The sequence below is a fragment of the Senegalimassilia faecalis genome (assembly GCF_004135645.1).
Classification (GTDB): domain Bacteria; phylum Actinomycetota; class Coriobacteriia; order Coriobacteriales; family Eggerthellaceae; genus Senegalimassilia; species Senegalimassilia faecalis.
In genome coordinates, this window is sequence record NZ_SDPW01000001.1 from 1,308,097 (window position 1) to 1,334,074 (window position 25,978).

The 25,978-nt window shown below is 57.8% G+C and carries 17 protein-coding genes and 3 rRNA genes; 19 read left to right on the top strand and 1 reads right to left on the bottom strand.

Annotated features, from left to right (window positions below; genetic code table 11):
- The first annotated feature begins 244 nt into the window (after nt 1-244).
- The 4 genes from ET524_RS05470 (at nt 245) to ET524_RS05485 (ending at nt 5,975) form a co-directional block, all read left to right on the top strand.
- Nucleotides 245-1,579, top strand: a complete 1,335-nt coding sequence (locus ET524_RS05470) for an argininosuccinate synthase (RefSeq protein WP_129423910.1) — start codon at nt 245-247, stop codon at nt 1,577-1,579.
- Between the two features lie 4 nt (nt 1,580-1,583).
- Nucleotides 1,584-2,972: an argininosuccinate lyase gene (gene argH, locus ET524_RS05475; RefSeq protein WP_129423912.1), complete on the top strand. Its 1,389-nt coding sequence runs from the start codon at nt 1,584-1,586 to the stop codon at nt 2,970-2,972.
- Between the two features lie 171 nt (nt 2,973-3,143).
- Nucleotides 3,144-5,432: a transglycosylase domain-containing protein gene (locus ET524_RS05480; protein ID WP_201738683.1), complete on the top strand. Its 2,289-nt coding sequence runs from the start codon at nt 3,144-3,146 to the stop codon at nt 5,430-5,432.
- A 33-nt stretch (nt 5,433-5,465) separates the two neighbouring features.
- Nucleotides 5,466-5,975: a hypothetical protein gene (locus ET524_RS05485; RefSeq protein WP_129423914.1), complete on the top strand. Its 510-nt coding sequence runs from the start codon at nt 5,466-5,468 to the stop codon at nt 5,973-5,975.
- Between the two features lie 156 nt (nt 5,976-6,131).
- On the opposite strand, the gene ET524_RS05490 is transcribed toward ET524_RS05485, so the two are convergent.
- The gene (locus ET524_RS05490) at nt 6,132-8,348 is read right to left on the bottom strand and encodes a transglycosylase domain-containing protein (RefSeq protein ID WP_330853701.1); all 2,217 of its coding nucleotides are present in this window, start codon (nt 8,346-8,348) and stop codon (nt 6,132-6,134) included.
- A 108-nt stretch (nt 8,349-8,456) separates the two neighbouring features.
- On the opposite strand from ET524_RS05490, the gene ET524_RS05495 reads away from it, so the two are divergent.
- The 15 genes from ET524_RS05495 to atpA all read left to right on the top strand — a co-directional run bounded on the left by ET524_RS05495 (nt 8,457) and on the right by atpA (nt 25,971).
- Nucleotides 8,457-10,973, top strand: coding sequence for a DUF3656 domain-containing U32 family peptidase (locus ET524_RS05495; protein ID WP_129423918.1), 2,517 nt, complete (start codon nt 8,457-8,459; stop codon nt 10,971-10,973).
- A 49-nt stretch (nt 10,974-11,022) separates the two neighbouring features.
- Nucleotides 11,023-12,234: a tyrosine--tRNA ligase gene (tyrS, locus tag ET524_RS05500; protein ID WP_129423920.1), complete on the top strand. Its 1,212-nt coding sequence runs from the start codon at nt 11,023-11,025 to the stop codon at nt 12,232-12,234.
- 567 nt (nt 12,235-12,801) lie between these two features.
- Nucleotides 12,802-14,314 (top strand): 16S ribosomal RNA (locus tag ET524_RS05505).
- Nucleotides 14,315-14,601: 287 nt separating this feature from the next.
- Nucleotides 14,602-17,580, top strand: a 23S ribosomal RNA gene (locus ET524_RS05510).
- Nucleotides 17,581-17,704: 124 nt separating this feature from the next.
- A 5S ribosomal RNA gene (gene rrf, locus ET524_RS05515) occupies nt 17,705-17,819 on the top strand.
- Together the 16S, 23S and 5S rRNA genes form the textbook arrangement of a ribosomal RNA operon.
- A gap of 534 nt (nt 17,820-18,353) precedes the next feature.
- On the top strand, nt 18,354-18,962 hold the full coding sequence (locus ET524_RS05520) for an L-threonylcarbamoyladenylate synthase (RefSeq protein ID WP_129423922.1): 609 nt from the start codon (nt 18,354-18,356) through the stop codon (nt 18,960-18,962).
- Between the two features lie 89 nt (nt 18,963-19,051).
- Nucleotides 19,052-19,492, top strand: a complete 441-nt coding sequence (gene rpiB, locus ET524_RS05525) for a ribose 5-phosphate isomerase B (protein ID WP_129426100.1) — start codon at nt 19,052-19,054, stop codon at nt 19,490-19,492.
- A gap of 208 nt (nt 19,493-19,700) precedes the next feature.
- Nucleotides 19,701-20,957, top strand: a complete 1,257-nt coding sequence (gene glyA / locus ET524_RS05530) for a serine hydroxymethyltransferase (protein ID WP_129423924.1) — start codon at nt 19,701-19,703, stop codon at nt 20,955-20,957.
- An 81-nt stretch (nt 20,958-21,038) separates the two neighbouring features.
- A complete protein-coding gene (locus ET524_RS05535; RefSeq protein ID WP_129423926.1) occupies nt 21,039-21,524 on the top strand; it encodes a deoxycytidylate deaminase in 486 nt (161 codons plus the stop codon).
- 300 nt (nt 21,525-21,824) lie between these two features.
- A complete protein-coding gene (locus ET524_RS05540) occupies nt 21,825-22,013 on the top strand; it encodes a hypothetical protein (protein WP_236648263.1) in 189 nt (62 codons plus the stop codon).
- Between the two features lie 38 nt (nt 22,014-22,051).
- Nucleotides 22,052-22,840, top strand: coding sequence for a F0F1 ATP synthase subunit A (gene atpB, locus ET524_RS05545; protein WP_129423930.1), 789 nt, complete (start codon nt 22,052-22,054; stop codon nt 22,838-22,840).
- Nucleotides 22,841-22,964: 124 nt separating this feature from the next.
- Entirely contained in the window at nt 22,965-23,177 is a 213-nt protein-coding gene (gene atpE / locus ET524_RS05550; RefSeq protein WP_042435060.1) for an ATP synthase F0 subunit C, read from the top strand.
- Nucleotides 23,178-23,229: 52 nt separating this feature from the next.
- Nucleotides 23,230-23,838, top strand: coding sequence for a F0F1 ATP synthase subunit B (gene atpF, locus ET524_RS05555; protein WP_201738685.1), 609 nt, complete (start codon nt 23,230-23,232; stop codon nt 23,836-23,838).
- Nucleotides 23,828-24,406 (top strand): ATP synthase F1 subunit delta, encoded by a 579-nt coding sequence (gene atpH / locus ET524_RS05560; protein ID WP_129423933.1) that lies wholly within the window; start codon nt 23,828-23,830, stop codon nt 24,404-24,406. The genes atpF and atpH overlap by 11 nt, the downstream gene beginning before the upstream one ends.
- Nucleotides 24,400-25,971 carry a F0F1 ATP synthase subunit alpha gene (gene atpA / locus ET524_RS05565; RefSeq protein ID WP_201738686.1) on the top strand — a complete coding sequence of 524 codons (1,572 nt, stop codon included), beginning with the start codon at nt 24,400-24,402 and terminating at the stop codon, nt 25,969-25,971. Before atpH ends, atpA begins: the two co-directional genes overlap by 7 nt.
- The last annotated feature ends 7 nt before the right edge of the window (nt 25,972-25,978 follow it).

The window sequence follows — 25,978 nt, forward strand, 5'->3', positions numbered from 1 at the left end:
TAGCATCCGTCGCGAGAACGGTCACTCTCGCATACCCATGTTTGTTACAAGCTGTTACGTTGTTAGTTTGCGCCAAATATCTGTCGTAGACTGCTGCAAGCGGTGTGCCAAGGGACAGCTGTCCTTCTGGCGCCGCTAGAAAACCTGTTATCAGCTGCCTGGCATTCCGGGACATGTCTGCGCAACGCGGCAAGCGTGGGAAACGTGTTGTCAATTAAGCCGAACATACGGAAGGATTTTTATCATGGCTGAGCAAAGGGAAAAGGTTGTCCTTGCATATTCTGGCGGTTTGGACACGTCATGCTGCATCAAGTGGTTGCAGGACAAGAAAAACCTCGACGTTATCGCCGTTGTGGGTGATGTGGGGCAGGAGCATGACGGCCTGGAGAAAATCAAGCAGAAGGCCCTGCGCGTCGGCGCGCTCGATTGCCTGGTCGTTGACATGCGTCAGATGTTCGCTCAGGAGTATCTGACGAAGGCATTGGCTGCAAATGCCATGTATGAGAACAAATATCCCCTGGTGTCTGCGCTGTCCCGTCCGCTGATTTCCAAGCACTTGGTGGACGCCGCTCACAAGTTCGGTGCAAAGTACGTTGCTCATGGTTGCACGGGCAAGGGCAATGATCAGGTTCGTTTCGAATCAAGCATCACCATGCTCGACCCGTCTCTTGAAATTCTCGCTCCCGTGCGTGAGTGGGACTTGCTGACGCGCCCCGATGAAATCGAGTGGGCTGAAAAGCATGGCGTTGAAGTGGGTGCCACGAAGGATTCCCCGTACTCTATTGATGACAACCTGTGGGGTCGCGCTATCGAGTGCGGCGTGCTGGAGGACCCGTGGGCCGAACCGCCGACGGACATCTACACCATGACCACGGACCCCACGAAGGCTCCCGACGAGCCCGAGTACGTTGAGCTGACGTTTGCCCGTGGCGTTCCCTATGCCATCAACGGCAACCAGAAAAGCTATCTGGGCATTATTTACGAATTGAACGCTATTGCCGGCAAGCACGGCTATGGCCGCATCGACATGGTTGAAAACCGCCTGGTGGGCGTGAAGAGCCGTGAGTGCTATGAGGCGCCGGCCGCCATGGCACTGATTCTTGCGCACAAAGCGCTGGAAGATTTGGTGCTCGAGCGCGAAGTGCTGCACAACAAGCTTGACCTTGAGCAGACGTGGGCTCGCTGCGTGTACAACGGCCAGTGGTTCTCGCCTTTGAAGGAGGCTATCGACGCATTTATGGCCTCCACCCAGCGCTGCCTGTACGGCTCGGTGCGCCTGAAGTTCTACAAGGGTTCCTGCACGGTTGTTGGCCGCAAGTCCGCATACTCGCTGTACGATCAGTCCTTGGCAACTTACGACAAGGGCGACACGTTCAACCGCAGCGCCGCTGAAGGCTTTATCCAAATCCAGACGCTTTCCACCAGGACGTGGGCGGTCAATCGCCGCAAGGAAGGCGCTCCTGCTGAGCTGTTCGACGCCCAGAACCAGCAAGGTCCCCTGAAGCGCGGCCGCTACGAGGACGTTACGCCTCTGTGGCGTCAGGCCGAAAAGCCCGCTGCAAACAAGGAAACGGAGTAGTCCCATGGCTTTGTGGTCGGGACGTTTCACTGAAAACGTAAGCGAATTTACGCAGCGCTTTGGCGCTTCCTTGCCGGTCGACAAGGCTTTGTATGCTCAGGATATCGCCGGCTCGAAAGCGCATGCGCACATGCTGGCGAAGGTCGGCGTCATTTCGCATGAAGACGCTGATGCCATCGATTCCGGTCTCGAGCGCGTGAAGAATCGCATAGAGTCGGGGGACTTCACGTTCGACATCAACGATGAAGACATTCACATGTCCGTCGAACGAGCTTTGACGGCGGACATCGGTGATGCGGGCGCACGTCTCCATACCGGAAGAAGTCGCAACGACCAGGTGGCAACAGACACGCGCTTGTTTGCGAAAAAGCGCGCGCATGACCTTATGCGTGCCAACGTTGCGTTGCGTCATGCGCTCGTTGAGCAAGCCGAGAAGCACTTCGACGTCATTTTGCCTGGCTATACGCATATGCAGCATGCCCAACCGGTGTTGTTCTCGCATCATATGCTTGCCTACGTGTGGATGCTTACGCGCGATTTCGAGCGTCTTGCGGCAGCTGAGCGCGCGGCGGATGCAAGTCCGCTTGGCGCGGCAGCGCTGGCCGGAACCACCTATCCGCTCGACCGCCAGATGACGGCGGCGGAGCTTGGCTTCAGTAAGGTAATCCCCAATTCGCTCGATGCTGTTTCTGATCGCGATTTCTTGCTCGATCTTGATTATGCCTGCGCGGTAAGCTGCATGCACCTGTCGCGCTTGTGCGAAGAGCTTGTGCTGTGGTCAACGTCGGAGTTCGGTTTCATTGAGCTGTCGGACTCCTTCTCAACGGGGTCGTCCATTATGCCCCAGAAGAAAAACCCCGATTTCGCCGAACTCATTCGTGGCAAAACAGGGCGCGTCGTCGGTAATCTGGTTTCGCTGCTGGTTACCATGAAGGCGTTGCCGCTTGCCTACAACAAAGACTTGCAGGAAGACAAGTACGGCGTCATCGACTCGGCAAAAACGCTAGAGGACTGCTTGCAGTGCGCTGCCGGAATGATTGAGACCATGCAGATCAAACCGGACAACATGATGGCGCAGGCGAAGAAGGGCCACCTGGCCGCAACGGACGTTGCTGACTATCTGGCAAAGAAGGGCCTGCCGTTCCGCCATGCTCACGAAGTGGTTGGTCACCTCGTGCTGTTATGCGAACAGCGAGATTGCAACCTCGATGACTTGTCCCTTGAAGACTTCAAGGCGGCAAGCCCCCTGTTCGAGGAAGACATTACGTCTGCGTTGAACTTGGAAAGCATCGTGAAGGCCCGAACAACGGAAGGCGGAACGGGCAACAGCGTTGTTCGCCAGCAGCTTGATCAGGCAAAAACCGTGCTTGCAAATGACGAAGCTTCTTTGTAAATAACGGCATCTCGCAAAAGCTCAAGAGCATCAGGTCCCAATAAAGGCCTTGAAGCCGCTAAACCAATCGGCGGCTTCAAGGCCTTCTCTTACTTTTTTGCTACGAACTTGTGTGCTTTGAATTCTGATTTTCCCCCGATGGTACAATGAGCCGAGTTTTGGAGGTGGTTTGTGGCTTCTCGATCGATAAAGAGCAGGCCGAGCATTAAGAAAAAGCACCCCGTTGTTGGTGTGCTTGCGGTGCTTAGCGTTCTTGTTGCGTGTTGTGTTGCGGGCGCTATCGGTGTGTTCGCGCTTTGCAATTCATGGATAGGCGATCTTAGCGATTACGATGTCTCGGAGGTTTCCGAGCTCAATTCCGCCATGCCTACAACTGTGCTGGCTTCTGATGAAACGACTCAGCTTGCGCGCTTTCAAGTGGAAAACCGCGACCCTGTTGAGCTTGATGGTATCAGCAAATATGTTTTGCAGGGTACAGTTGCCACGGAGGATGAACGTTTTTACGAGCATGGTGGCTTCGATTTAGTTGGCATTGCGCGTGCGGCGTTCGTTACGCTTACCGGTTCCGGTCGAGAGGGCGCATCGACAATCACGCAGCAGTTCATTCGCAATACCATTTTGTCTGACGAGATGAACGACATTTCGCTGAAGCGTAAAGTGCGCGAAATGTACCTGTCCGTTAAGCTTGAAGAGCAGTATTCCAAAAACGATATCCTGCTCATGTATCTCAATACCGTGAATTATGGGTCTGGCGCATACGGCATTCAGGCGGCGTCGCAGCGCTATTTTTCAAAAGACGCCACAGACTTAACGCTTGTCGAAGCGGCAGCGTTGGTCGGTATTCCTCAGTCTCCCACGTATAACAATCCCATCGACTATCCCGACAACTGCTTTGCGCGCCGAAATCTTGTGCTCGATCGCATGCTTTCGAACGGATATATATCGCAAGAGGAGCATGATGCGGCGAAGGCGGAGGCTCTGGTGCTGAATCCGTCCACGCCTACATCCGACGGCATTGAAAAATACCCTTACTTCACTAGCTACGTGAAAAACGTGCTTTCCAATCAATATTCCCAGCTTGACGTGTTTAAGGGTGGGCTGACAGTTGTTACCTCGCTTGACATCGACACGCAAGAGGCGGCGGAATCGGCCATTCGCGCCAAGGAAAATGCACTTGGCGAAGCCATTAGCGGATCGATGGTTGCCATTGACCCCGACAATGGGTTTATTCGAGCCCTGGTAGGCGGCAAAGACTGGGAGACGCAGAAGACGAATCTTGCAACAGGCGAAGGCACCAACGGGGGGCGTCCTTGCGGATCGGCCTTTAAAACGTTTACGCTTATCGCTTCACTTGAGGAAGGCATTGATCCTCAAACCATGGTTGATTGTTCATCGCCTGCGGTTATTCCCGACACCGATTACGACAATAGCAATCCGCTGCAAAACTACGACAACAACAATTATGGTACGCGCAGCATCGCTCGTGCATTTGCTGTATCGTCGAATACGGGTTTTGTCCGACTTCAGATGGCACTTGGCACTCAGAAGGTTATTGACGTGGCTAAGAAGATGGGCATAACCTCAACGCTGAACGCCAACCCCTCGCTTACGCTGGGCCAGTCGAACGTCACCATGCTTGACATGGCCGATGCATATGCGTGCATTGCGAACGGTGGGACGCGCTATGATGCTCAGCCGATCATGAAGATTTACGACAGCAAGAACAATCTTATCGTCGACAACACGAACCCAGCGGGTACGCAGGTTATCTCCGCTGAAGTAGCCCATGCCGCTACCGAGGTTATGAAGGGCGTTGTGAACACTTCTGAAGGTACCGGCACACTTGCAAAGCTCGACAACGGTCAGGCAGTTGCTGCGAAGACGGGTACTTCAAGCGAATATCACGATATTACGTTTTGCGGCATCACCCCGCAGCTTTCTGTGGCAATTTGGTTTGGCGACCCATCGAACACCGAAACCATTCCTTCGAATGTGAACGCGGCCGATGTCTTCCATAATTTCATGACAGCTGCGCTTTATGGACAGGCAACGGAAAGCTTTCCCTCGGCGGCCGATCCTTCCTACAAACCGTTCTCGAACGCAACGTATCACGTTGGTTCAAGCTGGAGCGGCTCAAGCGGCTACAACACCAATTCCTGGTCAAATTCCACAGGTAACTCCGGCTCTTATGGCTCAAATGCGAATGGAACGGGAACCGGTGGTGCTAATAACTACGGAAATGACTCTACAGGTGGTTCAACCTCCGGCACGGGTTTGGGTACTGGTGCTGGCGCAGGAGCCGGTGCCGGTGCGGGAACGTCTGGGGGAACCGGAGCCGGTGCAGGAACAGGTGCGGGCACTGGCGCAGGAGCGTCGAACGGTGCAGCAGCTGGTGGTTCCGGCAATTCGGGAGGAGCCTCAACTGGCGCTACTGGTGCTGGTAGCTCGGGAGCCCAATAGCTTTTGTTTGATTCGTCATCAGATAGGAACGATATGAAACTTCAGACTCTTTCGAAAGCGATAGCGCTGGCTAGTGCTGGAATCCTCGGTATGGGTGTTCTCGGCGGGTGCGCCGCGCAGCAGACGTCTGCCGTTACCGAAGCGCAATCCGAAAATCGTGCGTACATGACGCAAGTCAACCAAACTATGGAAACGTTGAAAGACAGGCTCGCCAGTTTTTCGGATGCCGTATCCCGCGGCGATGTGGTGAACATGCGCACGCAAGCTGATAACGCCTTCAAGGCGCTGGACTCTTTGAGCTCGCAAGATGCTCCTGATTCATTGAAGGACATCAAGCAGCAGTATGTTGATGGCTGCGCCGACCTTGAAACGGCGCTCAGCGACTACGTGACCCTTTATGCGGAAATCGACAGCGCAACCGACACTCAACCGTTCGACTGGTCTTCGTATGACGAACGGCTCGCCGCTATCCAGTCTTCGTACGACTCTGGTATCGCAAAGCTGGAGGCGGGAGACAAGGCTGCGGCAGACTTGAACGGCTAGGCAGTTTCGCTCAAGCAGTTGCGACTCTATGAAACAGTCAAAGAGAAGGGCGCCTCGCAAGCAAGCGAGGCGCCCTTCTCGGCGTTTTGCGACGGCGCGCAGCAGGGGGTGACCCTCAGCGAGAATGCCAAACACGGTCACATGGAAGAATGACGGCTACGAAGTTTTCGGCCCCGTTGAAAGCACAATCACTATCATTCCGTCGCTTGCCACGTATTGACGAATCACCGTATCCTTTGCAACCGTTCCGGAATATTCGGTCACGTAGCCAGCCTTCCAGTCTGCCAGCAGGGTTTTCGCTTCGGTAAGCGTTTTGCCCGTGGCGTCAGGTGGCATGCCTGCATCGTCTGAATTTGCGGTTTTCGATCCTTCCGAAATGCTTGTCGGGGTTTGTGAATCAGGGGCTTCTGCAGCGTCCTCGTCGGCCCCAAGCTTCGCTTTTTGCGTCTCGTTGAACGTGTTGTTGTACGAGGGGTCTTTTGTTTCGGGGAATTGCTCGATGCTTCTGCCGTAAGTAGCCCGGTCCATGAAATCTTTCCAAAGCGCATTGCAGTTCAGCTGTTCACCCGACGAGATGCTTCCTGCGGGGTTGCCGATCCACGTAGCAACGGAGAGCGAAGGCGTATAGCCCACAAGCCAGTGATCGGCAAAATCCGTAGATGTTCCGGTCTTTCCCGCTACCGGCTGTCCGCTTTCCAGTTTGGCGCTTTGCGCGGTTCCATCGCTTGCTTCAAATACTTGGCGAAGGGACTTCGTCGTTGCCCCGGCAACTTCTTCGCTAATCACGCGCTCGGAAGAATCTTGCGCTTCGTAGATAACGCTGCCGTCTTTATCTTCGATTTTGGTGATAACCAAAGGCGTGCGCTTTACGCCACCGCTGGCAAGCGTTGCGTACGCGCTGGCCATGTCAAATGGCGTCACGCTCGCAACGCCAAGTGTTGTGGTGTAAACGGTTGAAAGCGGCGACGTTACTCCAAGTCGTTTAGCCATGTCGTTAGTGGCAGCTTGTCCAATTTCTTCGGAAAGGCGTAGGTATCCGGTATTCGACGACACGGCGGTTGCGCTCTCGATGCTTCGGATGCCGTAGTCAATGTTCGCGAAATTCTCGAAGGATTGTTCTTTACCGTCAATCTCTTTTGTCATCGGCGAGGTGCAGTCGATGCGGGTTTTCGGCGAGATGCCTTTCTCAATGGCGGCGGCAAGTGTGAATGCCTTGAACGTCGAGCCTGCCTGACGGCCCGATCCGCCCGTACCCGTGGCAATATTTACCTGGCTAGATTTGTAGTCTCCACCGCCAACCATAGCCTTGACTTGGCCGGTCTTAGGGTCAATGGCAACAAGAGCGGAATCAAGCTCGCTGCTCATGCGGGCGCGCTGCGCATCGCATGCGGCTTCCGCTTTGTCTTGCAATGTTGTATCAAGCGTCGTGTAAATAGTCAGCCCGCCTTCAAACAGGTCGGCATATGAGCATCCGTAAGGATTGTTCTCCTCCATAAGCAAGCTGCGTACATAGCTGGTGAAGTAGGGATAGGCGTAAATGCCGTCTTCGGGTACCTCGGGCGCCAAGTTAAGCCCCAGCGGCTCAGCCTGCGCCGCATCGTGCTCTTCTTGCGAGATATCGCCTGCGGAAAGCATGCGATCAAGCACCAAATTCCGTCGCGAAAGACAGGCATCGGGGTATGTCTTCGGGTTCAAGAACGTGGGGGATTGCGGAATGCCAGCAAGTGTTGCCGCCTGCGCAATCGTCAAGTTGGCAGCAGTCGTTTGGAAATAGTTTTCCGCTGCCGCCTCGATGCCGTAGCAGCCGTCACCGTAGTTGACGGTGTTCAGGTACATCATCAGCACCTCGTCTTTGCTATATTCCTTTTCCATGTTCAGCGCCAGCTGAGCTTCGCGGATTTTTCGCTCAATCGAGATGTCGTTCGCTTCCTGCGTCAGCAACGTGTTGCGCACAAGCTGCTGCGTAATGGTGGAGGCGCCTTCCAGGCTGCCGCCCGCAAGGTTGTTCACGAGTGCGCGAGCGATGCCCGGCAGGTCAACGCCATTGTGCTCGTAGAATCGAACATCCTCGGTATCAACGGTGGCATGCTTGACGTAGTCGGAAACTTCATCCGACTCAACGGGGTCGCGCTTTTCCAGCTGGAATTCCGCAAGTGTGGTCGTTCCATCTCCCGCATACATCACCGATTCTTGTGCATGGCTCGTAAAGGCGGTGTTATCGATGCTGGGCAAATCTTCGGTCCAGCCGTTCATGACGCGTAAAGCCCCTTGAATGCCCCAATAGCCCACGAAGCAAGTGCTCGCCAGGGCTACAAGGATCATCCAGGGGATGGCATGGGTGCGCATTTCGCGCTGTTTTCGTCTTAGTTTCATTGCTCGATTATACTACCCTCACATTATTTCTATTCGACGTACGGCGGCATCCAGCGGCATTGCAAAACTCGCCTTGCCCTGCGCCCGGGCGTATACGGGGGTTGTTTTATGAATCGTGAAGTGGAATTGCTGGCGCCAGCTGGTGGCATGGCGGCGTTTCATGCCGCAATTCAGGGCGGTGCCGATGCGGTCTATCTGGGCTTGCAGTCGTTTAACGCTCGGCGCGGCGCTGACAATTTCACGTTGGAAACGTTTGCGGATGCTTGCGCGTATGCTCACCTGCGCGGCGTCAACGTGTACGTTACGCTGAATACGGCAATTCTGCCGAACGAGGTCAACGATGCGCTTGAAACCGCTCGCCAGGCATATCGTGCCGGCGCAGACGCGTTCATCGTCCAGGACATCGGCATCGCCTCCGAGCTGGCGCGCACGCTCCCGCAGGCACGCCTGCACGTGTCAACGCAAATGAACACGCACAATGAAGCCGGCGTTCGCGCGGCGGCAGAACTTGGCGCCAAGCGCATCACGCTTGCGCGCGAACTATCGCTTCCTGAAATCGAGCACCTGGTGGGCGTGGCGGACGAACTCGGCGTCGAAATCGAAACATTTGCGCATGGTGCGCTTTGCGTGTGCTATTCGGGCCAGTGCTTCATGTCGTCGCTCATCGGCGGGCGTTCGGCGAACCGCGGTCTTTGCGCGCAGGCTTGCCGTCTGCCGTACACGCTGCACAACGTCGCGAAAAACAAGCCGCTTCCCGCGCCGGGCGAGCACCTGCTCTCTCCGCAGGACCTATGCACTATCGACTTGCTTCCCGATCTGGTACGCGCAGGGGTTTCGTCGCTGAAAATTGAAGGTCGCATGAAGTCGCCCGAGTATGTGCTTGCGGTTACGCAGGTATATCGCGAAGTGCTCGATCGCGTGCTGACAGCGCGCGATGCGGCGCAAGAAAGCGACAGCGCGTCATGGGCTGCGCAGCCTGCAACGGAAGAAGAGCATCAGAAGCTGGCCGAAGCATTCTCCCGCGGCTTCACCACCGCCTACCTTGAAGGCCATCGCGGCAACGAAATCATGAGCTACGGACGCCCCAACAATCGCGGCGTGTTCATCGGGCGCGTTGCATCGGTGCGCAATGGCAAGGCTGCCGTTGCCGCCGATCAGGAAATCGTCGCGGGCGATGTCCTCGAATTCTGGACGAACAAGGGCCATTTCGCCTATACCGTCTCGCAGGTTGAGAGGGACCGCAACGGCAACGTTCTGCTTGCGCCGGAGCGCGCCGTGGGCAAGGGCGACCGCGTCTTTCGCGTGCGTAGCGCGAAGGCGGCGTTCGTCGACGACGACAAGCTGCCGCGCGTGCTCGTCGATGGTGTTGCTCGCTTGCGAATCGGGCAGCCCCTGCGCGTGGAGTTTCGCCTGGCAGACACGCCGGGCAACGGTCGCGCCTATCGGGCTGCCGTCAAGCGCTTCGCCGGCCAACCGCTGCCGGTGGGCGTTGCCGAGGGCCCAAACGTCGAGGCGGCCCGTACGAAAGCGGTTGCCGAAGCAGGCGTTCGCGCCCACATCGACCGCATGGGCCAAACGCCGTTTGAGCTCGCATCGCTCGTCGTCGAAATCGATGAAGGAGTCGGCATCGGCTTCTCCCAGCTGCATCATGTGCGCGCAGCGGCGCTCGAATCCCTGAAGCAGCAATTGCTCGAAGGCGTGACCGCCCGTCCGCTTCCGCGTGTCGAGCCGCTTCCCGATGTGCGTCCTGCCAACGCGGGCGGCGTTCATGTTGCCGCACTCGTAACGAATCCCGCTTGCGCCAAAGCCGCGAAGCGCGCCGGCGCTGACGTGCTGTACGTTCCGGCTGTCAACCTTGAGCACGGCCAGGCAACGGTGGCGGGCCAACTGACCGCAACCGTCGAGCAAGCAAGCTACCCGAAGCAGTGCACGGTTGTGCTCCCCGTCGTGTGCCACGACATCTGCAAGCTTACGCGCGAGCAGGCATGCGGCTTCGACGCGTGGCGAAGCGTGCACGCCGACCAGCCTGTCGTAGCGGAGAGCCTCGGCATGCTCTCGCGGGCAATGGCGCAAGGCGGGCTCGTCGAAGTGGGGCCGCACCTGCCCATCACCAACAAACTCGCACTCCGTAAGGCCGCAGAGCTTGGCGCGCGCCGTGTATGGCTTTCCCCCGAGTTGAACCTGGCACAAATTGCCGAATTGGCGAAAGAATCGCCGGTTGAACTGGGACTTACCGTAATCGGCCGCCAGGAGCTCATGACAACGGAACATTGCATGCTTATGAGCCAAGGCCCCTGCGCGCAAAACTGCGCTTCGTGCGCTCGCCGCAAAAGCCCGCACTTTCTCAAAGATCGAAAAGGCTACGATTTCCCCGTTGTCACCGACCAGCTGGGCAGAAGCCACCTTTACAACAGCGTGCAGCTCGATGTCGTCCATGCGCTGCCGGACATTATCCAGGCGGGTGTGTCGTGGCTGATGGTCGATGCCACTATGCTCAACGTCGAGGAAACCACGCAGGCTGTGCAAAGGGTCGTGCGCGCGCGTAACATCGCGCACGCGCAAGGCGCCGCCCTGCCTAAAGAGCCCGGTTGCACCAGCGGCCATCTGTTCCGAGGAGTGCAATAACCCGCATATGCTAGAATCGCGAGCATACGCGTCATAGAAAGAGGAAATCATGCTGTCCGCAGAAGAACAACTGCACATCATCGCATCGGGCGCTGCGCAAATCGTGCCCGAAAATGGCCTGCTCGAAAAGCTCAAGCGTGGCAAGCCGCTCAACATCAAACTCGGCGTCGATCCCACCAGCCCCGACTTGCACTTGGGCCACGCCGTGCCGCTGCGCAAAATGCGCCAGTTCCAAGACCTCGGCCACAACGTCACGCTCATCATCGGCAACGGCACCGCCATGATCGGCGATCCGTCCGGCAAAAACACCACGCGCCCGCAACTCTCTCAAGAGCAGGTGCAGGCAAACGCTGAAACCTACGTTGCCCAGGCAATGAAAATCCTCGATCCCGAAAAGACGAAGATCGTCTACAATGCTGACTGGATTCTCTCGCTCGATCTCAAGCAGCTGCTCGGCCTGCTCAGCAAGTTCACGGTCGCCCGCATCCTTGAGCGCGACGACTTCACGAAGCGCTATCAATCGCAAACGCCTATTGCCCTGCACGAGTTCCTCTATCCCGTTATGCAGGCATACGACTCGGTCATGGTGAAGGCCGACGTGGAAATGGGCGGCACTGACCAGCTGTTCAACCTGCTTGCCGGGCGCGACCTCATGGAGAAAATGGACATGGAGCCTCAAATCGCGCTAACCATGCCGCTTCTGGAAGGCACCGACGGCGTGCGCAAAATGTCCAAGAGCTACGGCAATTACGTGGGCCTCACCGACGAACCGAACGACATGTTCGGCAAGGTCATGTCCATTCCCGATGAACTCATGATCAAGTATTACCGCCTGGCGTCCACGCTTCCGGTGGCGGAAATCGATCAGCTCGAGAAGGACCTCGCCGAGGACAAACTGCATCCTAATAAGGTGAAGCGTGCCTTGGCCCGCAACATCGTCACAGCGTACTACGACGAAGAAGCAGCCCAGCAGGCCGAGGCCGATTTCGACCTGAAGTTCAAAGAGCATGGCTTCCCGGAGGACGCTCCCACGTTCGAGGCCGATCTCACGCCTGGCGAAGACGGCACGGTGTACTTCGCAAAGCTGCTGGTAAATGCAAAGGTTGCTCAAAGCGTGTCAGAAGCAAGGCGACTCATCGATGGCGGCGGTGTAAAGATTAACGGCGAAGCGCTCGCGCCGAAGTCGTACAATCTCAAGCCCGAGCAGCTGCAAGGCGCCGAAATCCAGGCAGGCAAAAAGAAGTTCCTGCGCCTGGTGTAAAACAAAACACAAGACAAGGCGGGGCCGAGCAATCGGCCTCGCCTTATATATTGGGGAGAAGCGGGGACCGAGATCCGGCAGGGAAGGAGCGGCCTCCTCACCCCCCCCCGCGAGGACTCCGACCCCGCAAGAAGCGGGAGCGGCGGGCCTCCCCATCTTCAGGTAAGGGGCGAAGGGCCAAGCGGTCTCGGCGAGGGCGGCCGGCCCCCGGGCGCTTCCCACGGGAGACGACCCCCGAGCGCGCCGCGCGCCCCAAAACCCAAATGTGTATGAAACGTGGAGAAACAGCCCAACGGAAAATAGTCCTTGCATCGGGGCGGGGAGGCGCGTATTATTCAATCTTGCGCCAAGCGCGAAAGCGCGAAGGCCGAAAGCCGCGGGGGCGACCCCGCAGGCGGGAACCTTGAGAACCGGATACTGGACAAGAGACGATCACAATAGCCAGTGAAGCCAGCGCAGGCAGGGCCTACCTACTTTGAGCCCGCCTGCCCCGGATTTACAATTTCTTTTAAAGTTTTTCTTTTTATGCCAAAGATTGCGGGGACGGGAGACCGGCCCCGCTCTTCTTCAACGGAGAGTTTGATCCTGGCTCAGGATGAACGCTGGCGGCGTGCCTAACACATGCAAGTCGAGCGATGAAACCGCCTCCGGGCGGACATGAAGCGGCGAACGGGTGAGTAACACGTGACCGACCTGCCCCCCGCCCAGGGACAGCCCCCCGAAAGGGGGATTAATACCTGGTACTCCGGCAAGGACGCATGTCCTGGCCGGGAAAGCCTTGGCGGCGGGGGATGGGGTCGCGGCCCATCAGGTAGACGGCGGGGCAGAGGCCCACCGTGCCGACGACGGGTAGCCGGGTTGAGAGACCGACCGGCCACATTGGGACTGAGATACGGCCCAGACTCCTACGGGAGGCAGCAGTGGGGAATTTTGCGCAATGGGGGCAACCCTGACGCAGCAACGCCGCGTGCGGGACGAAGGCGTCCGCGTCGTAAACCGCTTTCAGCGGGGAACACTTCAACGAGGGTACCCGCAGAAGAAGCCCCGGCTAAATACGTGCCAGCAGCCGCGGTAATACGTATGGGGCGAGCGTTATCCGGATTCATTGGGCGTAAAGCGCGCGTAGGCGGAGCGCTAAGCGGGACCTCTAACCCGAGGGCTCAACCCCCGGCCGGGTCCCGAACTGGCGCTCTCGAGTGCGGTAGGGGAGAGCGGAATTCCCGGTGTAGCGGTGGAATGCGCAGATATCGGGAGGAACACCGACGGCGAAGGCAGCTCTCTGGGCCGAAACTGACGCTGAGGCGCGAAAGCTGGGGGAGCGAACAGGATTAGATACCCTGGTAGTCCCAGCCGTAAACGATGGGCGCTAGGTGTGGGGGATAACATCTTCCGCGCCGCAGCCAACGCGTTAAGCGCCCCGCCTGGGGAGTACGGCCGCAAGGCTAAAACTCAAAGGAATTGACGGGGGCCCGCACAAGCAGCGGAGCATGTGGCTTAATTCGAAGCAACGCGAAGAACCTTACCAGGGCTTGACATCACCGTGAAGCGGCGGAGACGCCGTGGCCGGAAGGAGCGGTGACAGGTGGTGCATGGCTGTCGTCAGCTCGTGCCGTGAGGTGTTGGGTTAAGTCCCGCAACGAGCGCAACCCCTGCCCCGTGTTGCCAGCATTCAGTTGGGGACTCGCGGGGGACCGCCGGCGTCAAGCCGGAGGAAGGCGGGGACGACGTCAAGTCATCATGCCCCTTATGCCCTGGGCCGCACACGTGCTACAATGGCCGGTACAGAGGGTTGCCACCCCGCGAGGGGGAGCGGATCCCGCAAAGCCGGCCCCAGTTCGGATCGGAGGCTGCAACCCGCCTCCGTGAAGCCGGAGTTGCTAGTAATCGCGGATCAGCACGCCGCGGTGAATACGTTCCCGGGCCTTGTACACACCGCCCGTCACACCACCCGAGTCGTCTGCACCCGAAGCCGCCGGCCGAACCCCTCCGGGGGGCGGAGGCGTCGAAGGTGTGGAGGGTGAGGGGGGTGAAGTCGTAACAAGGTAGCCGTACCGGAAGGTGCGGCTGGATCACCTCCTTTCTAGGGAGATTCGACCAATCAAGAGAATCGCTGCCTCACTGGAAGTCTCTTCCATCCAGCATCCGGCTCCCGGGGCTCCCGCCCCGAGGCACCTTGACAGCCGAACAGCGAAGCGAAGCGAAAGCACAACGACGCGGGGCCGGGGCAATCCCCCCGGCCCCCGAGAACGAATTATTTAGAATCGATCCAATTAAGACGATTCGGATTCTTCACGATCGCAACGATCATTCATCTGGTATTCTCTATCGATTTGAACGACCTGTACTAATTCAGTCAGGATCCCTTGGATGGAAGATGTTAAGGGCGCGAGGCGGATGCCTTGGCGCGGGAAGTCGACGAAGGGCGCGGCAAGCTGCGATAAGCCCGGGGGAGGCGCAAACGGCCTTCGATCCCGGGATTCCCGAATGGGGGAACCCAGCGGGGGCAATGCCCCGCTACCGGCGCCTGAATCAAATAGGGCGCCAGGAGGCAACCGGGGGAACTGAAACATCTAAGTACCCCGAGGAAGAGAAATCAACCGAGATCCCGGGAGTAGCGGCGAGCGAAACCGGGCCAGCCCAAACCGGCGCGCGTGTCACAGCGTGCGGGCGCTTCCGCGCCGGGGTTGCTGGGCGGGACGCGAGGGGGCCGCACCCCCCTCCCGCTGTCATAAACCTGCCCCTCAGGGGAACGGCCTGGGAAGGCCGGCGGAACAGGGTGAGAGCCCCGTACCCGAAGAGGCGCAGGCAGCGGGTTCCCGATTCCCAGAGTAGCGCGGGGCACGTGAAACCCCGCGCGAAGCAGGGGGGACCACCCTCCAAGGCTGAACACTCTCCCGCGACCGATAGCGAACCAGTACCGCGAGGGAAAGGTGAAAAGCACCCCGAGAGGGGAGTGAAACAGCGCCTGAAACCTCGCGCCCACGAGCAGCCGGAGCAGCCATCGCGCTGTGACGGCGTGCCTTTTGTAGAATGAGCCAGCGAGTCACCGCGCGCGGCGAGGTTAAGCTATAGAAGCGAGCCGCAGCGAAAGCGAGTCTTTAAGCGGGCGACGTAGTCGCGCGCGGTGGACGCGAAGCCGGGTGAGCTACCCATGGGCAGGCTGAAGCGGGGGTAAGACCCCGTGGAGGGCCGAACCCACTTCGGTTGAAAACGGAGGGGATGACCCGTGGGTAGGGGTGAAAGGCCAATCAAACCCGGAGATATCTCGTTCTCCCCGAAATAGCTTTAGGGCTAGCCCCGGCCGTTTTCCCGCGGCGGTAGAGCACTGGACGGAGGAGGGGGCCTCACCGCCTACCGATGCCGACCAAACTCCGAATGCCGACGGGACGGAAAGGCCGGGAGTCAGAGCATGTGGGCTAAGCTGTGTGCTCGAGAGGGAAACAGCCCAGACCGCCCGCTAAGGCCCCCAAGTCGTCGCTGAGTGGCAAAGGATGTGCCCCTGCCCAGACAACCAGGATGTTGGCTTAGAAGCAGCCATGCATTCAAAGAGTGCGTAACAGCTCACTGGTCGAGTGGGGGCGCGCCGACAATTCACGGGGCTAAGCGACGCGCCGAAGCGGCGGAATGTAGACACATTGGTAGGGGAGCTTCCCCTGGGCGGAGAAGCCGGAGGGCGACCGACGGTGGAGCGCAGGGGAGTGAGGATGCTGGCATGAGTAACGAGAGCGGCGCGGGAAACGCCGCCGCCGTAAGCCCAAGGTTTCCTGGGGAAGGCTAATCCTCCCAGGGTCAGTCGGGAGCTAAGGCGAGGCCGGAAGGCGTAGCCGATGCGCAACAGGCGGACATTCCTGTACCGCCTCTGGACCGCTATTCAGACCGACGGGGCGACGGAGAAGGGTACGCAGGCGGGGTTCTGGACGCCCCCGTGAAAGCGCGTAGGCCGCAGGGCAGGCAAACCCGCCCTGCACGCAAGGCCGAGACGCGAGACGAAGCCGCATGGCGAAGCTGCGGAGCCCACGCTCCCTGGAAAAACCCCTAGGCAGGGACAGAGGCGCCCGTACCAAAACCGACACAGGTGGGCGGGTAGAGCATACCGAGGCGATCGGGGGAACCATGGTCAAGGAACTCGGCATAACCGCTCCGTAACTTCGGGAGAAGGAGCGCCGCCCGGGGTGGAGGGACACGCTCCCCGAGCCCTGGGCGGCCGCAGCGAAACGGCCCAAGCGACTGTTTACCAAAAACACAGGACTCTGCCAACCCGCGAGGGGAAGTATAGGGTCTGACGCCTGCCCGGTGCCGGAAGGTTACGCGGATGCGTTAGCACTCGTGCGAAGCGCTGAAGCCAAGCCCCGGTAAACGGCGGCCGTAACTATAACGGTCCTAAGGTAGCGAAATTCCTTGTCGGGTAAGTTCCGACCTGCACGAACGGCGTAACGACTTGGGCGCTGTCTCGACCATGGACCCGGTGAAATTGCACTATTCGTGAAGATGCGAATTACCTGCGGAAGGACGGAAAGACCCCGTGAACCTTCACTGCAGCTTGGCATTGGCCGTTGGCTCGGCGCGTAGAGGATAGGCAGGAGGCATCGAAACCGGGGCGCCAGCCCCGGCGGAGCCGCCCTTGGAATACTGCCCCCTCCGTTCCGGCGGCCTAACGCGGCGCCCTGACCGGGGCCGCGGACCGTGCCAGGCGGGTAGTTTGACTGGGGCGGTCGCCTCCTAAAGAGTAACGGAGGCGCGCAAAGGTTGGCTCAGGACGGTCGGCAACCGTCCCGAGAGCGCAAGAGTGCAAGCCAGCTTGACTGCGAGGCGGACGGGCCGAGCAGGTGCGAAAGCAGGCTCTAGTGATCCGGCGGCACAGAGTGGAACGGCCGTCGCTCAACGGATAAAAGGTACTCCGGGGATAACAGGCTGATCTTGCCCAAGAGTCCACATCGACGGCAAGGTTTGGCACCTCGATGTCGGCTCATCGCATCCTGGGGCTGAAGTCGGTCCCAAGGGTACGGCTGTTCGCCGTTTAAAGCGGTACGCGAGCTGGGTTCAGAACGTCGTGAGACAGTTCGGTCCCTATCCTCCGCAGGCGCAAGTGGATTGAGGAGGTCTGCCCCTAGTACGAGAGGACCGGGGTGGACGGGCCTCTGGTGCAGCGGTTGTCGACCAACGGCACGGCCGCCTAGCTACGCCCGGCACGGATAACCGCTGAAGGCATCTAAGCGGGAAGCCGTCTCCGAGATGAGTCCACTTTCCGGTAAGGGCCCGGGTAGAACACCCGGTCGACAGGGCGCAGGTGCAAGCGGGGCGACCCGCTCAGCCGAGCGCTGCTGATAGCCCGAGCTCTTCGCATCCTCGTAAGGGATTTTGCGAGGCGTCGATGTGCGGGCAGCTTCCTTCGCTGCACGGCCGCCAGGGTCGCCCCGGAAGGGGACCCGGGCAGGCTCACAGACATGAGCCGCGGGGGAGCGCCCCCCGCGAGCGCGACCACAGAGGCGGGGATCACCCGGTCCCATCCCGAACCCGGCAGTTAAGCCCGCCTTCGCCGAGAGTACTGCAGCGCAAGGCTGCGGGAGGGCAGGGCGTCGCGCTCGCGGAGGGCGCTTTTCTATTGCGCGAGCGGCCGAGAGGCCGGCAGGGCCCGCGGGGGAGACTATCCCCCCGCGGGCCCTTCTTGCGTTTTAGGGCGTCTGTGCGCACAAACGACTCTCTCTCGCGTTTGAGGCGCTGGTATTTGCGTACGGCGCCTCTCTGCGCATCGTGTCGTGTGCGGTGCAAGGCTCCGCCGGCGTGCTGGGGGATGCGGCAGACCGGCGCGTTGAATTTCCTCTCGTTTATTACCTGGCTATTTTCCGCAATCTTTTACTAGGCTATTGGGCGTTGAGGGGCTGGTGCTCATGGGTGTATCTTGTGCTTGAGTCTTAGCCTAACGCTGCCGCATTGCTAATCGTGTGTTTGCGTGGGGCTGAAGGCATTTTGACCAACGTCTTGTCGTAACTATCCATTTTTGTCTCTCTACTTCTTCTTGTTGAATCTGCTTGATTGATTCAGGCGATGGTTGCTATTGGTATTATAGAAAGAGTCACTTTGCTACTGCTTGTATTTCGATTACGAGAAGAGGTTGGGCTATGACATGTGTTTCTAGCTCAATGGACAAGACGGTTGAGGCCCTTGTCCAGGGTAGGGCTGCTCTTTATCCTACTGAAACCGTTTATGGCGTTGGCGTTGCTGTTCGTTATGCCGCCGATCCTACGATTATCTACGATATAAAGCATCGCGAGCATCGTAAGCCGATCGCGTGGCTTGTTGACAATCTGAAGGACCTCGATGTTTATGGCAAGCATGTTCCCGAGTTTGCTCGAGTGCTTGCTCGTACGTTTTGGCCAGGACCTCTTACGCTAATTGTGAATGCCAGCGATAAGGTTCCTCAAGCTTTTCAATCTCCTGCAGGTACTATTGGGCTGCGTATGCCTAATAACGATACGGCACTTCAGCTCATTGCTCATGTTGGGTGTCCCTTGGCTACCAGTTCAGCTAATGTAAGTGGAAACAAAGCTCAATGCAGCTTTGATCTTGTTGATGATGCGATCAAATCATCAGTTGGTGCCTGTTTGGCTGATGTTTCCGATACTGCAAAGAGTGGAGTTGCTTCGACTGTTGTAGATTGCACGGGCGATCATCCGGTGATGGTTCGCACTGGCGCCATCACGATTTCCGATATTCAGGCTTTGTCGTAACGGTCGGGAGAAGTCGTTCAGTTTCCTAACTTGTTGCGATATAGGGTGTAACATCGCACTATTGTTTCTTGCTAAGGAAGGCTATGGATATGAAAATCAGCATTGCAAGCGATCATGCCGGTTTTGATCAAAAACAGCAGCTTGCTGCGTATTTACGTGAGCAGGGTCATGAAGTATTCGATCGCGGCCCTGAAAACGACGATCGAGTCGATTATCCCGACTACGCTGAGCTTGTGGCCCACGATGTTGTCGATGGCGTAGCTGAGCGAGGCGTTCTTGTTTGCGGCACGGGCATTGGTATGGCCATTGCAGCGAACAAGGTTGATGGAATTAGGGCTGCGAATATTGTTTCGCCGGCTTTTGCTGCGCTTTGCCGCGAGCATAACGATGCAAACGTCATTACTCTGTCGGGGCGTTTTGTCGACTTGTCAGCTAATAAAGAGATTCTTAAAACGTTTCTGTCTACTGACTTTGGTGGTGGACGTCATGCAGGGCGTGTTGAGAAGATTATGGCCCTGGAGTCGAAATAAGCGATTCGAAATACGCATTCTCGCGAAAGCCGGGTGTACCGGCTTTCGCTGCATTATGGCCAACAGGCGGTTTGCGTGTCCGCAGCTGCCCATTCCCGCTCGCCTGTTATCTATTGCCGGTTGGTTTCCGCAATGTGTGGTGGTCGTGAGTCTGTTGGGCATGTGATAGAGTACAAGGCGTAACGAATGTCGAAGAAAGGGTTACATCATGGCAATTGAGCACGTGAAACAAACCGACCCGGAAGTGGCTGCCGCGTTAGGTCAGGAGCTGTCTCGTCAGCGTTCATCCGTTGAGCTTATCGCGTCTGAGAACTTCACGTCGCGTGCTGTGATGGAGGCAATGGGCAGCGTTCTTACGAACAAGTACGCAGAAGGCCTGCCGGGTAAGCGCTATTATGGCGGTTGCGAGAAGGTTGATATTGTCGAGAATCTTGCGCGTGATCGTGCTTGTGAGCTGTATGGCGCTAAGTTTGCGAACGTTCAGCCTCATTCCGGCGCAAATGCCAACCTTGCCGCATATTTCGCCACCGTTAAGCCTGGCGACACTATTATGGGTATGAGCTTGGACAACGGCGGTCACCTTACTCATGGCAGCCCGGCAAACTTCTCCGGAAAGCTGTATAACGTCGTGTCTTACGGCGTTGATCCGGAAACTGAAACCATCAACTACGACGAGATGGAAAAGCTGGCGAAAGAGCATCAGCCGAAGATCATCGTTGGCGGAGCTTCTGCCTATCCGCGCATCATCGATTTCGAGCGTATGGCCGAAATCGCCCATGAGGTGGGGGCCTACCTGATGGTCGACATGGCACACATTGCCGGTCTTGTTGCGACTGGCGCTCACCCGTCTCCGGTTCCGTACGCTGATATTGTTACGTCCACCAGCCACAAGACGCTGCGTGGCCCGCGCGGCGGCTTTATCCTTACGAATAACGAAGAGCTGTTCAAGAAGGTCAACTCCGCTGTGTTCCCTGGCAGCCAGGGTGGCCCGCTTATGCATGTTATTGCCGGCAAGGCGGTTGCATTCGGTGAGGCGCTTAAGCCTTCGTTCAAGGAGTACATCGACCATGTGGTGGAAAATGCCGCCGCAATGGGTCAGGGCATGACTGATGGCGGTTTGCGCCTGGTGTCTGGCGGCACGGACAATCATTTGTGCCTTGTTGACCTGACGCCTGCGGACGTGACCGGTAAGGACGCCGAGAAGCTGCTGGAAAGCGTTGGCCTGACGGTGAACAAGAACACCATCCCGAATGAGCAGCGCAGCCCGTTTGTGGCCAGCGGCATTCGCGTTGGTAGCGCGGCTGCAACCACGCGTGGTTTCACGAAGGAAGATTTCTACGAGGTTGGCCAGTGCATCGCTGCAACGGTGTTTAACGCTGGCAACGAAGCCAAGCTTGCCGATGTTAAGAAGAAGATCGACGCTATGCTGGAGGCCCATCCGCTGTATCCGGGCTTGGAATACTAAATCCGAACCAGGTAGTGTAGACTAACGGCCGGGCGGGAAACATCCTCGCTCGGCCGTTTTTTTGTATGTGAAGGGGTTGGTATGAGCGAGTTGAAAGACCACCGCCCAAGCTGGGACGAATATTTCATGACGCTTGCGAATGAGGTTGCCACGCGCACGACATGCCTGCGTCGAGCGGTGGGCGCCATCATCGTGAAAGATCGTCGCATTTTGGCAACGGGGTACAACGGCGTTCCAACCGGACTTGCCCATTGTGCGGAAACGGGTTGCTTGCGGCAACAACTAGGCGTGCCCAGTGGGCAGCGGCACGAGATTTGTCGCGGTCTTCACGCGGAGCAGAACGCCATTATCCAGGCGGCTCGCTACGGCATCAACATCACGGGTGCATCTATCTACATCACCACGCAACCGTGCGTGGTGTGCGCGAAAATGCTCATTAACGCCGACATTGAGGAAATCATTTACGCGAACCCCTATCCTGATGAATTGGCAATGTCCATGCTGTCTGAAGCTGGCATAAAACTACGCGTTTACGATGACCCAATCGGAAATGATGCAAATGCATAAAAATCGACAAACAAGGCCATTCTGTGAATATCTAAAAAAGTAGAACAGGGTAAATAGCTGGGAAAATCGAATAAATGAGAGCCGTTTACCAGCGTTTTGTGGCGATTGCGGGGTTTAGTGGGGGCTTTCAAAAATCTACGTTATCATACGCGTTGGTTTTCTATGCGGGAATTGTGATTGACGAAAGGTTTGGGTGAAACGCGGGCCATGGTAGCAGCCATCGTAATCGGCGTCATAGCTGGCTTCATTGGCTTTCTTCCGCTGTTTGCGTCGCTGCGTTTAGCCCGGAAGCATCCTTCGGTGTCGGTCGCCAACGCTGCGTTGTACGGCTTGGGGGGCACGTTCGTGTCGCTTGTAGTCGTGGCGGTGGCTTTGATCGTGTGCGCTCTTGTGGCGCGTCCGCAGGTTCTTCCCTTCGGCATGGCCGAGATCGTTTCGCTTATCGTTTGCACCGCAGTGTACGTGTGGCGTAAAAACGTAGCACGGTAATGTAGGGTTCGTCACTGGAAAGGCTGGGATGATCTGAGATGGGCGAAGCGCTCAATAAGTTCGTCGAAGAGGCACGGCACCTCTCCGAAACGTTCGATTCCCACACCGTATTCTCGATCGGTGGATGGGACATCAGCCAGTACACGCTGTACATGTTCTTCATTTTGGCGTTGGTACTGATGGTGGTTCTGATTGGGGGCCGCAAGCTTCAGCTGGTCCCGAAGAACAAGTTCCTCAACACGGTCGAGTATGGCTATGACTTCGTGAACACGAGCATTGGCCAGGACGTTATCGGTGAGGGTTTCAAGAAGCACATCCCGTTTTTGTGCACGCTGTTCTTCTTCATCCTCATCGCTAACGTTGTTGGCTTGATTCCTGGTGCGAAGGCCACCACGGGCACCATCTCCATCACGTGGGCGCTGGCTGCCGTCTCGTTCGTGTACTTCAACTTCTACGGTCTGAAGACGCTGGGCGTGTTCGGTTACATCAAAAGCCTTGTGCCTTCTGGTGTTCCCGGCCCCATGGTCCCGGTCATCTGGGTGCTCGAGTTCTTCTCCATGGTCATCCGCGTGCTGACGCTGGCCGTTCGTCTTTACGGCAACATGCTGGCCGGTCATATGGTCCTGGCCGTGTTCTCTCTGGCAACCACCGTGTTTTTGCAGCAGGCTGTTTTCAGCATGGACTTCGTTACCGCGCTGCCTGCAGTTGCATGGTTCGTTCTGCTTGTTCTCATGTATGCCATGGAATGCCTGGTTGCGTTCCTGCAAGCATACGTGTTCACCATTCTGTCCGCTTCCTACATCGGCATGGCGGTTCATCCCCACTGATGCGCGGACCGGCGGCGCAAGCTGCCATCAGTACTGTTTGGCACCACAGCTGACATAAGTAGATCAGCTTGGGTATATAGGCATGAGCACGGAGAAGGCTCCGGGTTCAACGAAGGAGGTAATTATGGAAATCACGCTCGCTGCGCTGAAGGTCGTCGGCTATGGCCTCGCCGCCATCGGCCCCGGCATCGGCATCGGCGTTGCAACGTACGGCCTGTGCGTGTCTGCTGCACGCCAGCCTGAGATGAAGGGCACCCTCATGGGCTACTTCTTCATCGGCGCTGCTATGTCTGAGGCTCTGGCACTGCTGGGCCTGGTCCTCTTCTTCATTGGCTAACAGGTTTTCAACTCAAGCAAACCTAGTAAGCTAAGGAAAGGAGGCAAGCGAGTTGAACGTCAAGAACACAGTGCTCCGCGGTTGCGGCAGCGCCGCCGTCGCTTTCGGCGCGGCAAGCGCTATGCTTCCTGCTCAGGCATTTGCTGAGGAAGGCAGCGGCGTTGCGGCTATCCTGCCGCAGATGGATGAATTCATCCCGATGCTCGTTGCGTTCATCATCCTGTGGATCATCCTGGCGAAATTCGGTTGGCCGCTGTTCGAGGGTATGCTCGTAAAGCGCGAGACCACCATCAAGGACGCTCTTGAGCAGTCCGAGAAGGCTCGTGTTGAAAGTGAGCGCGTCCTCGCTGAGTACAAGCGCCAGCTGGAGGAAACCAAGGCTCAGTCCGCGCAGATCATCGCCGACGCCAAGAAGACGGGCGAGTCTGTTAAGGCAGACATCACCGCTAAGGCGCAGGCAGAGGCTGCAACCATGATCGAGAAGGCGCATGCTGCCATCGAGGCTGACAAGAAGGCTGCTATTGCAGAGCTGCAGGGCTCTGTGGCCGATATGTCCGTTGCCGTGGCATCTCGTCTGATCGGTGAGGACTTGAGCGACGATGAACACCGCAAGATCATCGAGCGCTACGTGAACGAGGCGGGCAGTTTCAATGCCAACTAACCGCCATGTTCAAAAGGAAAAGGTTGCAACGTATGCATCCGTTTTGCTCGACGGCGCGCTAGCTGCCGGCGGTCAGGATGCGGTGCTTGAAGTTCGCGACCAGACCGAGCGCATTATCCGCATTGTGCGTTCGAACATGGATCTCTCTAGCTCTTTGCATGATAGCTCTTATACGCCCGAGCAGAGGAACAGCCTTGCGCGCAACGTGTTCGCGCAAGCAAATCCGGTCCTCGTCGACGTTCTGGCCGTTATGGCGGAGCGTGGGGACTTCGCGTTGCTCTCGCGCGTATGGGAGAGCTACGGAGAGCAGGTCGAACGCAAGCTGAACGTTACCGTGGTCGACGTTACCACCGTCGTGCCGCTGGACGATCACCTGCGCGAGGTCATTAAGAAGAAGGCTGAAGCCGACCTGGGTACGAATGTCGTGCTGCGTGAAAGCATCGACAAGTCTCTGATCGGCGGCATTTTGATGAGCGCCAACGGCAAGCGCATCGACGCCAGCATGACGTCGCAGCTTGAGGCCGCTCGCAACGTGCTGAAACAAACCACAGATGGAGGTGAATGCTAGTGACTGAAATCACCGCACAGTCTATCGACGCGGCGCTGCGCAAGCAGCTCGATGCGCTGAACACCAGTGTGGAATCCCGCGAAACGGGTTCTGTTATCCAGGTGGGCGACGGTATTGCTCGCGTTGACGGCCTGAAGAATGCGATGGCAGGCGAACTTCTGGAGTTCACCAGCTCTACCGGCCAGGTTGTCTACGGTATGGCCCAGAACCTCGAAGAGGATGAAGTGGGCGCCGTTTTGCTGGGCGATGTCGCTGCAATCAAGGAAAACGATACGGTGAAGACCACCGGTCGTCTGGTCGAGGTTCCCTCCGGCAAAGCCCTGCTGGGCCGTGTTGTGAACCCGCTCGGTATGCCGCTTGACGGCAAGGGCGACATCAAGGCTGAGGGCACGCGTCCCGTTGAGTTCAAGGCTCCGGGCGTTATTCACCGTAAGCCGGTTGAAGAGCCTATGCAGACCGGTATCCTGGCTGTTGACGCCATGATCCCGATTGGCCGTGGTCAGCGTGAGCTGATCATTGGCGACCGTCAGACTGGTAAGACCGCTATTGCTGTTGATGCCATTCTGAACCAGAAGGGCAAGGACATGATCTGCATCTACGTTGCCGTGGGCCAGAAGGCCTCCACGGTGGCGAACGTGCAGGAGACGCTGGAGAAGTACGGCGCGATGGATTACACCATCATCGTCAGCGCTTCTGCTGCTGATTCTGCTCCGCTGCAGTTCATCGCCCCGATGGCTGGTGCCGCTATGGGCGAGTACTTCATCTACAACGGTGAAGACGGCAAGCCCGCAGGTCCAGAGAACCCGGGTCGTCACGTGCTGATCGTGTACGATGACCTGACGAAACAGGCTGTGGCCTATCGCCAGATGTCGCTGACCCTGCGTCGCCCGCCGGGACGCGAAGCTTACCCGGGCGACATCTTCTACCTGCATTCGCGCCTGCTGGAGCGTGCTGTGAAGATGAACGAGGAAAACGGTCTTGGCTCCATGACGGCTCTGCCGATCATCGAGACGCAGGCTGGCGACGTTTCCGCCTACATTCCGACGAACGTCATTTCCATTACCGATGGTCAGATCTACCTGCAGACCGACCTGTTCTTCCAGGGCCAGCGCCCGGCTGTTGACGTGGGTATTTCTGTGTCCCGCGTTGGTGGTTCCGCGCAGATTAAGCCTATGAAGTCTGTTGCCGGTACGCTGAAGCTCGACCTTGCCGCTTATCGTGAGCTGAAGGCATTTACGCAGTTCGGCTCCGACCTGGACAAGGCTACGCAGGAGCAGCTGAACCGTGGCGCTCACATGACCGAACTGCTGAAGCAGAATCGCTTCTGCATGATGGACGTGTACGACCAGGCTGTTGTTATTTACGCTGGCGGCAAGGGCTACCTGGACGACGTTCCGGTTGCCGATGTCGTGCGTTTCCGCGGCGAGCTGCTGGAGTACCTGCACGCTTCCAAGCCCGAGGTATTCACCGAGCTTGAGAAGGCTGGCAAGTGGACTGGTGACGTCGAGAACCTGACCAACGCTGCGATCGAGGCTTTCAAGCTTCAGTTCGCTCCGACGGCGTAAGGTAGGT